We start from the raw sequence: 11,173 nt of genomic DNA on the forward strand, positions 1-11,173 counted from the left end.
CTTACTGATGATCTACTTTTTTCCAGATCTTCTGATCATCCACCTGATTATAATTTTTGTCTAATTTAGAAAATCTAAGGGTTTCTTTTGCGCCCAACGCCAAAAAACCTAAATTTTCCAGACTGTTATCAAAAAGACGGAAGACTCTTTCCTGAAGACCGCGATCGAAATAGATAAGAACATTTCGGCAGATAATAAGCTGAAAACTGTTGAAAGAGCTGTCGGAAACGAGATTATGGGTAGAAAGAATTAGCTTTTCCTGAAGGCTTTTATCAAATTTCACACTGTCGTAATTGGCTGTATAATAATCTGAAAAATTCTTTTTCCCGCCCGATAAAATATAGTTTTCAGAATACAGCTTCATCTGCTGCAAAGGAAAAACTCCGGCTCTTGCTGTTTCCAGAACGGAAGGATTAAGATCTGTCCCGTAAATTAAAGATTTATGGTAAAGATTTGCCTCTTTAAGCAAAATAGCCATTGAGTAGGCTTCTTCTCCGGTAGAACATCCCGCCACCCAGATTCTGATGAGCGGATAGGTTCCCAACTGCGGAAGAATTTTCTCCCGTAATGCTTTAAAAAACTGAGGATCGCGGAACATTTCCGTTACGTTTACGGTAATTTCTTCGATGAATCTTTTCAGGTATTCAGGATCATTAAGTATTGTATATCTTAACTCTGCAAAGCTTGTAAATCTGTCGATCAGGCATATACGGTTCACCCTGCGCTTGAAGGAAGCGCGGCTGTACTCGGAGAAATCGTAGCCGTACATATCGTAGACATCTTTAATAAGATATTCTACTTCTTCATCTTTTACAATACTTGGTTCCAGCATTTACGATAATTTTTCTATAGCATTCATTAAAAGGTCTACATCTATCGGCTTTGAAACATAGTCTGCAGCTCCTGCATCCAGACATTTCTGGCGGTCTTCAGGCATTGCCTGCGCGGTAACTGCAATTACGGGAATATTGCTGATAGAAGGTGTATTTTTTATCATCTTTATGGCTTCATACCCATCCATTTCCGGCATCATCATGTCCATTAAAACTACATCAAAATGGTTGTCTTTATTTAAAACTTCAATGGCTTCCTGAGCCATTGTACTGCTTTCAATGTGATATCCTCTGGCTTTCAGGGTGAGCTTTAAAGCAAATATATTGCGCGGATCATCGTCCACGATAAGAATTTTTTTATTCATCAGAATTTTAGCTGTTTAACTTTCATATAACCAAACACGAAGTAAGGATAGTAACTGATCGATATCCACCGGTTTGGAGATATAATCTGACGCTCCTGCCGTGATGCATTTTTCACGCTCTCCGATCATGGATTTTGCGGTAATGGCAATAATCGGCAGTCTTTTGAACTTAGGCATTTTTCTGATTTCCTTGATCGCCTCGTAACCGTCGAGTTCGGGCATCATCATATCCATCAGGATAACGTCTATATCAGGATTTTCTTTAATCTGCTGGATCGCATGGTTCCCGTCCATAGCAACCACAACTTCTACTTTGTATTTTTCAAGCGCTTTGGTAAGGGAGAAAATATTTCGGACATCATCATCGGTAATCAGTATTTTTTTACCGCTTAAAACTTCCGTAAGCGATCCCATTGTTTTGCTTCTTACATTTTCAATGGAATTATTTTTCTCTTCCACCAGATGCAGGAACAATCCCACTTCATCCAGAATTCTCTGGTAAGAATGTGCTGTTTTTACAACGATGGAGTCTGCATACTGCTTTATTTTCAGTTCTTCGGATTTGGATAGATTTCTTTCGGTAAAGATGATGATCGGAAGATTCTCCAGTCCTTCATAACTTTTTATGGATTCTATAATTTCATATTCGTTTCCTCTTGAAGCTCCAATGTCCAGAATGACGCAGTCTACATGATTTGCCGTTAAGGCTTTTACGCTGTCCTGCACGTTATTTTCTACCGACAACGAAATATTGAAATTGCTGAGGAAATAAGACAGTGCACTTGCGTGTTTTGCGTTTTCTTCTACAATTAATACTTTCTGCGGACCTTTTTTAAGGGCTTCTTCAATCTTTCTGAAAACATCGGTCATCTGATCGAGCGCAACAGGTTTGCTGATGAAATCAATTGCACCTTTCATGAGGCTTTCATTCTTTACATGAAGCGCAGACATCATGTGTACCGGAATGTGTTTTGTTTCGGGATTGGATTTTAAATCATCCATTACCTGCCATCCGTCTTTTACAGGGAGCTGAACATCCAGCAGAATTGCCTGCGGACGATATTCGAGTGCTGCGGCAAGACCGCGGTCTCCTCTTACTTCAATCACAGCTTTGTAGTTCTGTAAATGAGCATATTTCAGCAATGCTTTGGCGAAATTGGTATCATCTTCGATAATGAGAATGGTTTTATCGCCTACCTGAATGGTATTTCTGTCGTCGTCCACATTTTCAGGGATTTGAAGGGTATTTACGACTTCCTTTTCTTGTGTTTGTTTTTCATCAAGAATATTCTGAATTTCTTCAACATCTTCACGGATGATTTCCACAAGATTCTGATCGTTCTCAACCTGAGGAACTTCCGGAACTGCTTTTACAGGAATACTTAAGCTGAATTCGCTTCCTTCATCCACTTTACTTTTTAAGGTAAGCTCTCCGCCTAATAATCTCGCAATTTCACGGCTGATCGATAGTCCAAGACCTGTTCCCCCGAATTTTCTTCTTGTGGAACCGTCTGCCTGCTGAAATGCTTCAAAAATGATTTTCTGTTTGTCTTCAGCGATCCCGATTCCCGTATCTTTTACGGAAAAGATGATAAAATCTGCTTTTTTAGGATCTTTTTTAATGTTTAAATCGATGCTTCCTTTTGTGGTAAATTTCAATGCATTCGATAATAGGTTTCTCAGAACCTGATCTACTCTTAAACGGTCGGTTTCAATATTTTTCTCAAGAGATTCATCGATATTGATGTTAAACTGAAGATTTTTCTCCTGAAATACAGGATTGAAAAGGTCTTTTAAGTCTTTTACCACATCATTGATAACAACATCCTGATATTCCAGAGTCATCTTTCCGGATTCAATTTTAGCGAGATCCAGAATTTCATCAATTAGGGTTAATAAACTGCTTCCTGAGCTTTGAATTACTTTAGCGGATTCGATCTGATCTTCATTAAGATTTTCATCCGGATTTTCCGTCATCAGTCTTGAAAGAAGAAGGATTGAATTTAACGGTGTACGCAATTCGTGGGACATATTTGCGAGGAATTCCGACTTGTATTTTGTACTCAAAGCCAGTTCTTCTACTTTTTTCTGAATTTCATTGTTGCGCTCTGCAATCAAATGATTTTTTTCTTCCAACAGTCTTGAACGTTCTTCCAGCTCTGCATTTGCCTGCATCAGTTCTTCCTGCTGAACTTTCAGTTCTTCTTCTGAAGCCTGAAGTTTCTGGGTTTGCGCTTCGAGTTCGGTATTCAGATTTTCAAGCTCGGAATGCTGTACCTGCAGTTCTTCCGACTGCGCCTGTGTTTCTTCCAGCAACTGCTGTTCTTTTTCACGGCCTTTTGCCGCACTTAAGGCAATTCCTATGTTTCTGCTACATTCCAGGAAATAATCGACTCTGTCTTTTTCAAAATTGGTTGTTGAACCTAATTCTAAAACTCCAATGATGAAACCGTCGGCAAAGATCGGGATCAGCATAATTCCGTAAATCTGGATCGTGCTGCTTGCAAAGGTTACCACAAAATCATCTTCATGAAGATTATTGTATACCTGAGGTTTTTCGCTGACGAAAGTCTGTCCTACCATTCCTTCTCCGGGTTCGAAAACTTTTTTCATGTTGTTTTCCAGACCAAAAGCTACGTTCAGCTTAAGTAATCCTTCATCATAAAGGTAGATTGAACCATTGATGCAGTTTCCATATTCAATAAGCTGATGAAGAGATGCTTTGGCAACGTCCTTTACCGATTTGTTTCCTACCAAAGATTCGTTAAGTATGGCAAGACCTTTCTGTCTCCAGTCGCTTTTATTAATGGTATCGAAAGATAATTTCAGAGATTCCGTCATATTATTTAAAGACTCCACCAAGTCGCCGAGATCATCTTCAGCCGTATCTACGACTCTCTGGTTATAATCTCCGTTGGCAATTCTGTTGGCAATCTGTTTGATTGCGATTACTCTTCTGGACATTTCCTCGTCTTTTGCTTTCAGCATTTTTTCAAGTTTATCTCTTCGGATAAGATCTGCTCTCAGTTTTACATAGAAAAATGCAGTAACCACGACCGCTGCAATTGAAGAAAATATAATGAAGAAAACGGTAGTTCGGGAAGATTTATTAAGATCTCTGGTTTTTACAGCAAGCTGATTTTCTTCATATTGAGAGAAATCTTTTACAATCTGTCTGCACCGGTCCATATACAGCTTACTTTCTTCAATCTGCTCCTGCGTCATCATGATGCCTCTTCTGCGGTTTTCTACAAAGAGCTTCATATTGGCAAGATTGGTCTCTACATTTTTTTCCAGAAGGTCCAAAAGTCTTTTTTGGTGCGGATCTGTAATTTCCAGACTTCTTGCATATTCAAAGGTTTTAGAATATTCAGAAATACTTCTTTTAAAGGGTTCCAGAAAAACTTCCTGACCGGTAAGCTGATATCCTCTGTTTCCGGTTTCCGCATCAAGAACCGCAACCAGAATATCTTTTACCGCCGTTACAACGCGTCTGCTTTTTCCAACGCTTTCACGATGGTTCATCTGGTTCTGAATGCTGAAGTAGGAAGCCAGTGAACTTGCAATCAGGATCAGGATAGAAAATCCTATCCCAAACTGAAGATTTCTTATAATTTTTTTCGGCATGGAAAATTAATTTAAAGGTAGAGTGAAATAAAATGTAGACCCTTCATCTATTTTGCTGGAAACGCCTATATTTCCGTGGTGCTGTTTGATGATCTCGGAACAGATAAAAAGACCGATTCCCATTCCCTGAAACTGGAGTGAAGATTCTTCCACACGGTAAAATTTATTGAAAACAGCTTCCTGCTTAAAATCCGGAATTCCTATTCCGAAGTCTGTAACGCTTACTCTTACTTCCTGCTCTTCTTCGTCTACAAAAGTGGTTACAATCACCTGATTGTTTTGAGGTGAATATTTTATGGCATTGGTTAAAAAGTTAATGAGAACCTGCTCGATACGAATTTCATCCAGCGGAATAAGAATGTCGGGTTTAATTCCATCGCGCTTGATTTTTACTCTGCTTTCGTGCGTCTGCACAATTGTATCGATTGCGTTGCTGATCACGCTTTCAAGATTTACAGGTTTTTTAGTGATTTTCAGTTTTCCGTTTTCAATTTTGGAAACGTCAAGAAGGTCTGTAATTAAAGTGTTCAGTTTTTCGATCTGATCCTGTACTTTGGTAAGGAAGCCGGCTTCTGCGCTTTCTTTATCGAGTTTTAATTTTCTTTCCAATAACTGTACATAAGCTTTAATGCTCGTTAAAGGAGTTTTGAGTTCATGGCTTGCAATACTCAGGAATTCATCCTTTTCTTTCTCCACTTTTTTCTGATCATCGATATCTGTAAAGGTTCCTACCCAGTTTTTAATCGCGTTTTCTTCGTAGACGGGAGTTACGCGTAAAAGATGGTAGCGGAAATCGCCCGTTTCTCTATTTTTTATTCTGATTTCAAGATCCAGGGATTTTCCTTTCTTTCGGCATCGTTCAAATTCTTCCTGAATATTGTCATCATCGGGATGGGTCTCGGGAAAATTTTTCTCAGAATCTGAGTAATCATACCATTTACCATTTACAAAATCTACAATTCCGTTTTCATTAAGGGTAAAAGCAATCTGAGGAAGAGATTCAAGCATTAAGTGAAAATGATCAATCTGCGACTTCATGGTCACCTGAGATTCTCTTCTTCCTTTTACTTCGAGTTCCAGGCTCTGCTGCGTTTTTTTCATCGCAATATTCTGTTCCTGCAGGTTGTAGAACGTTTTTACTTTCAGCATCAGAATTTCCGGATCTACCGGTTTTGTTACATAATCTTTCCCTCCGGAAGCGTAGCCGCGTGTGATAAATCTTTTCTCGGTATTTACTGCAGAAAGAAAAATAATAGGAACTTCTTTTGTTTTGCTGTATCCTGCTAAAGTTTCCGCCACTTCAAAGCCATCCATATCCGGCATTTGAACATCCAAAATAATCAGTGCGTAATCATTTTTTAAGGCCTTCATTAGCGCTTCTTCACCGGAATCTGCAGTATCTACCTGAAAATCTTTGGATTCGAGTAGTTTTTTGAGTGAATAGAGATTACTTTGGTTGTCATCAACAATTAAGATCATATAAACTTTAAATCAATAATTAATTATATTTACTTCAGCTTCAAAAATACTCACAATATTTCGAAAAACAGGAATTTTTTACCTATTATCAAAACACATACCACAATAGTGGAAAAAAATTTTGTGATGCTCATTTTTTTACAAAAAATTTTTAAAATTTCTTTTTTCTTCAATTCAGTGATTTAAGAGTAAAATTTTAACCACATACCACATTTTTAGTTAAAATTTTAATCTAAAAAAATTATTCACGGCACAGTGTTTGAATACAGGATAGTAACACTTTTTCACTTAAATATATTTTTCAAAATTAACCCACGTTTTATTGCGTGGGTTTGTTTTATTGTTCTTATATTTGCATCGAATTTCTCATGTTTAATTTGAGTTTTCATGGTTATTAGTTTTTATCCCCGCCGAAAGTCGGGGATTTTTTTATGAATTTTATTCAGCCTGTTTCACATTTTTTAAGTGGCTTATTTTCTGAATATTATTCTTAAAATTAACTATTATGTTGAAAAAAATAAAGATGATGGCACAACTTGTGATATAGATAAGACACACTTAAAATCATTAGATATGTCGATACAAATACAAGTTGCCCGATGCACGCAATGCAAAGGTTATACTTCCGCTGCCCCGCTTGAACAGAAACATAATAATCATCCTGATATCATTGATCATTTTTTCTATCACGGAGAACCCGCGTTTACACTGGACCAGAAAACTTTTGAAAAATTCAGAAATTTAGAAAATACAGAAGTAACAGTAATGGATCTTCATGAGCATGAAAAAAATGACCATCAACATTGCAACTGTATAAAAAAGCCTGCTCAAAAGACAGCGCATTCTCAAAAGGAAATTTTCAGCCTGCCTAAAAATCCTTTTGCAGCTGAAAAACATGAAATGGATAACGAGATTTATTTTAAAGATCTGTATTACACGTATAATAATTTTCACGGCATAAGTTCTTCCAATCATTATGGGAATTCCGGTAGAAAATTCCGTTAATGCGATTATAATATTACAACCTAAATTTCTTAATATTAAAGGAGTATTTAAGAGGGTAAGTTACAGACTCATGCTTTTAAATACTTCTTTTGCTATTATGATGACTTAAAATCATTCGATTAAAAAATTAAATTCCTTTCTGTATTGCGAAGGACTTTTCTGAATGTATTCCTTAAAAGTTTTGTTGAAGTAACTGAAGTTGTTGAAACCCGATTCAAAACACACTTCTGTAATGCTCAAAGGCTGTTCTGCAAGAAGCTTTAACGAATGGGTAATTCTGTATTCGTTGACAAACTGTGTGAAGGTTTTATTGGTGATTTTTTTAAAGTAGCGGCAAAAAGAAGGTACTCTCATATTGGCAAGATCTGCAACCTGCTCTAAAGTGATCTGTTCTTTAAAATGATCTTTCACATAATTAAAAATAAGATTGATTCTTTCATTATCCTCCACCTGAGTCTGAAGGTAATATTTTCCGGCATTCAGAATTCTGTAATCCGGTGTTGAAGCCAAAGCATCCAGAATCTCCAGAAATTTCACCAGTTTTTCTAACGATGAAGATTCGTGCATTGCTACAATTTTCTGTCCTATCTGTTTTTTGATATTTTCCGAAAAAACAATTCCTGCTTTTGATTTTTCCAGCAGAGCTGAAATTTTCTGCATTTCAGGAAGTTCAAAGAAATTTCCTCCCAAAAAATCAGGCTTGAACTGAATTACCATCTCATAATCGTTATTGGTATTTTCATTCGTCATTCCGCAGTGCGGCAGATTACTTCCCATAAGCACAAGATCTCCGTCGGAAAAGTAAGAAATATTACTTCCGATCTGTCTTTTTCCGGAACCTCCACAAACGAAAATCAGTTCAATTTCAGGGTGATAATGCCATACATGAGACTTTATATTTTCGTTGCGAAGAAATTTAAGACTTGTAAAACTGCTTCCGATATTGGGTTTTACGGCTTCAAAAGCCGGATGGGAATGCTTCATAGCCAATAATTAAAATTCATATACAAAATTAACAAATATTAATCTATAAATAAAATTTAGAGTTAAAATAATACATAAATATGAAAATTATATGGTAGCATACTGTTTACCAAGCATCTAAATTTGCAATATAAATAACTGATAATAAAAATCTTATCATTATGAAAAAATTATTTCAATCCGTTTTTATAGCAGCTTTTTTATTTGTTTCTGCAGATGCAATGGCTAAAGACAAAGATTTTTCCCTTTCTTTCGGAACATCTACATCCAAAACGGTACGTTTTGAAGTGAGCAACGCCAAAAATATATCGTTGGTTATTTACAATGATTCTTATGGCGAACTTTATTCCGAAAGGCTTGAAAATGAAGATTCAGTGATAAAGACTTACAATCTGGAGGATTTGGCAGAGGGAACTTATTACCTTATTGCAGAATCTGAGCAAAAGATTGAAAAATATAAGATAAAGATTAGTGATGACAATAAGGCTGAAATTGAAAAAACGCCTTTTGCCATTATCAGCAAACCGGAATTTAGTATTTCTGATCATGTTGTTAAGCTGCACATTGCAAATCTGAAGAACAAGGTAAGAATTTCTGTAACTGACTATTCCGGAAACACTTATTATTCTTCAACAAAGGAAGGGGAAAATGGTGAGCTGAACATGACTTTTGATCTCGATCCTAAAACCGCAGATCAATACATCATCAGTATTGAAGAAAATGGCAATACATTTAACAGAACAATCGCTTTGAGATAAGAGATTCTATACATTCCCGTATTTATATCGGAATTAAAATTTTACGTACAATTAGTTTATTAAGGCAGCTTTTCTTTTTTAAATCACGGAGAAATGGCTGCCTTAATTTTTTTAAAATTATCTTACTGATACAAAGCCGTTTTTGAAATTTATACCAAAAACCTTAAAAATTATTTTGCAGAAAATAAAAATAGTTCTATATTTGCACCACTGAAAACGACGATGTAATCGGAGTTTCTGGAGAGTTGGCAGAGTGGTCGATTGCGGCAGTCTTGAAAACTGTTGACTGTAACAGGTCCGGGGGTTCGAATCCCTCACTCTCCGCAAAAAAAATCCTTCAAATTCAATTTGAAGGATTTTTTATTTAACTGTTTTCTGAAGAATTGGATTTCAATTTCAGGAACATATAAGCCAGTCCTAATCCCAAACCTGCTAAAACTGCAATTTTTGTTTTTCTTGATGGAACAGGAAGCATCGTCTCGCCATAAATTCGGTGAGGCTCTGAGGAAGGCTCTAGAATATTTCCGGAATCAGATGGGGCATTTTTCACTTTCATCATCAGTCTCATGACCGCTGAAGCGGTATTAATGCCAGGTTTTGGAAATAACCCGTAAACGTTTTTCAGGAATGCTGAAGTGAAATCCGGAAATAAATCTTTTTTTGGACGTTTTGCCAATTCCACCATTTTAGCTGCTGTATCTCGCGGGTCTGCAGCAAAAGGAGGAACTTTAAAATCCAGCCCTGAATATTTTGCAGAGTGCATATTTCCTGTAGAACGCTGAATCTGCGGATAAAGATTACAGATATGGATCTGCGGAAAATCTGAAATTTCTCCATGAAGACACTCCATCATTCCTCTGATTCCGAATTTTGTGGAAGAGTAAACCGCACTGTAAGGAGCCGGCATAAATCCGCCTATAGAGACGTTATTGATTAAAATTCCTTCGTTCTGTTTTTTAAAGACCGGCAAAACACTGTAAGCTCCATGCATATACCCGAAAAGATTGGTTTTAATCACCTGTTCATTTACATCCATCGGAATTTCTTCAAATTTCCCACTGGACATTACTCCTGCATTGTTTACCCAAATATCTATTCTGCCGTTAAACTGCAATGCTTTATTAGCTAAATTCTGAACGTCACCCGCAATAGAAACATCTGTAGGAACAGCCATGGCGGAAACACCCAAATCTCTGCATAAAGCTACCGTTTCGTCCAAAGCTTCTTTGCCTCTTGCCGCAACTACAATATTACACCCCTCCAAAGCAAATGCTTCCGCAGCAGCTCTTCCTACTCCACTGCTTCCTCCGGTAATTACTACGGTTTTTCCTCTGATAGTTTTTTGTTCATTATTAGAATTCATTTTGTGATGGTTTTGGTTAATTACCTGTAATCAACCTATTATTATGCCATACCGAGTATAAATATCATTTAAATTCTTCTGTATTTATTAATTCCGAGATAAGAAATTAGATGCAGGATGTTATAAAATTTTTATACTATAAATTTTCGTTAATATTCTTAATTAATCTTAAATACAAGTTTTTCAGTATTTTCTTGGCACAATTTTTTAATACTACTAATTACTCATGTTTAATTTGAGTTTTCATGGTTATTAGTTTTTATCCTCAGATTCTCTCTGAGGATTTTTTTTGTTTTAAATCTACGAATTTCCGTATAAAAGCAATAAAAAAAACAGACCTTTACAGATCTGTTCTTTAATAAATAATATGTCTCTTTAAATATGTTTACATAGCATAAGCTCCTTTGTTCTGAAAAACATTAATGACTTCTGTTTTGTTGTTAATGGTATTGTATATAACCTCAACGGTAAAATAAGAAACTTCATAAAGTACATATTTTACTGTATCCATTGTTCTTTCGCTCATGATACGTCCTTCATTCATCACGAAACTGCACTGTGCCTGATTTGGCAAATTTTTAAAATCGTAGTAAGAAATCATAGCTTTGTTTTTTAATAGTTTCAAATAGAGACACACAATTTCTTTGCCAATTTTCTTCAATAAAGTTAAATTCTTAAAATTTAGATAAAAATACACCAATACAGTGATTATATTCACAATAAATACTATTAAATCTTTGATGGTCATAAATATTTATC

9 protein-coding genes and 1 tRNA gene are annotated in these 11,173 nt (G+C 36.2%); 3 read left to right on the plus strand and 7 right to left on the minus strand.

All coding sequences use genetic code 11. The features are described 5' to 3' along the window. Position 1: 1 nt before the first annotated feature. From DD829_RS18935 to DD829_RS18950, 4 genes are read right to left on the minus strand one after another with little or no spacing between them, the layout of a single operon-like run. Positions 2-832, minus strand: coding sequence for a CheR family methyltransferase (locus tag DD829_RS18935; protein WP_108409459.1), 831 nt, complete (start codon positions 830-832; stop codon positions 2-4). Continuing rightward, positions 833-1,198 (minus strand): response regulator, encoded by a 366-nt coding sequence (locus tag DD829_RS18940; protein WP_076390456.1) that lies wholly within the window; start codon positions 1,196-1,198, stop codon positions 833-835. Positions 1,199-1,213: 15 nt separating this feature from the next. Next, a complete protein-coding gene (locus tag DD829_RS18945) occupies positions 1,214-4,825 on the minus strand; it encodes a response regulator (RefSeq protein WP_108409460.1) in 3,612 nt (1,203 codons plus the stop codon). A 6-nt stretch (positions 4,826-4,831) separates the two neighbouring features. Continuing rightward, positions 4,832-6,304: an ATP-binding protein gene (locus DD829_RS18950; RefSeq protein WP_108409461.1), complete on the minus strand. Its 1,473-nt coding sequence runs from the start codon at positions 6,302-6,304 to the stop codon at positions 4,832-4,834. A gap of 573 nt (positions 6,305-6,877) precedes the next feature. On the opposite strand from DD829_RS18950, the gene DD829_RS18955 reads away from it, so the two are divergent. After that, positions 6,878-7,309, plus strand: a complete 432-nt coding sequence (locus tag DD829_RS18955; RefSeq protein ID WP_123906936.1) for a hypothetical protein — start codon at positions 6,878-6,880, stop codon at positions 7,307-7,309. A 111-nt stretch (positions 7,310-7,420) separates the two neighbouring features. Here the strand turns inward: DD829_RS18955 and DD829_RS18960 are convergent, their stop codons facing one another. Then, complete coding sequence (locus DD829_RS18960; protein WP_108408608.1) at positions 7,421-8,293, minus strand: AraC family transcriptional regulator; 873 nt, start codon at positions 8,291-8,293, stop codon at positions 7,421-7,423. 161 nt (positions 8,294-8,454) lie between these two features. Between DD829_RS18960 and DD829_RS18965 the strand changes: the two genes are divergently transcribed. Further along, a complete protein-coding gene (locus DD829_RS18965) occupies positions 8,455-9,051 on the plus strand; it encodes a hypothetical protein (protein ID WP_108408607.1) in 597 nt (198 codons plus the stop codon). Between the two features lie 239 nt (positions 9,052-9,290). Beyond that, a tRNA-Ser gene (locus DD829_RS18970) sits at positions 9,291-9,375 on the plus strand. A gap of 40 nt (positions 9,376-9,415) precedes the next feature. On the opposite strand, the gene DD829_RS18975 is transcribed toward DD829_RS18970, so the two are convergent. Further along, positions 9,416-10,414 (minus strand): SDR family oxidoreductase, encoded by a 999-nt coding sequence (locus tag DD829_RS18975; protein ID WP_108408606.1) that lies wholly within the window; start codon positions 10,412-10,414, stop codon positions 9,416-9,418. A gap of 385 nt (positions 10,415-10,799) precedes the next feature. Beyond that, complete coding sequence (locus DD829_RS23400) at positions 10,800-11,015, minus strand: hypothetical protein (RefSeq protein WP_076390494.1); 216 nt, start codon at positions 11,013-11,015, stop codon at positions 10,800-10,802. Between the last annotated feature and the right edge of the window lie 158 nt (positions 11,016-11,173).

It is taken from the genome of Chryseobacterium sp. HMWF035, from assembly GCF_003094695.1.
Classification (GTDB): Bacteria; Bacteroidota; Bacteroidia; order Flavobacteriales; family Weeksellaceae; genus Chryseobacterium; species Chryseobacterium gambrini.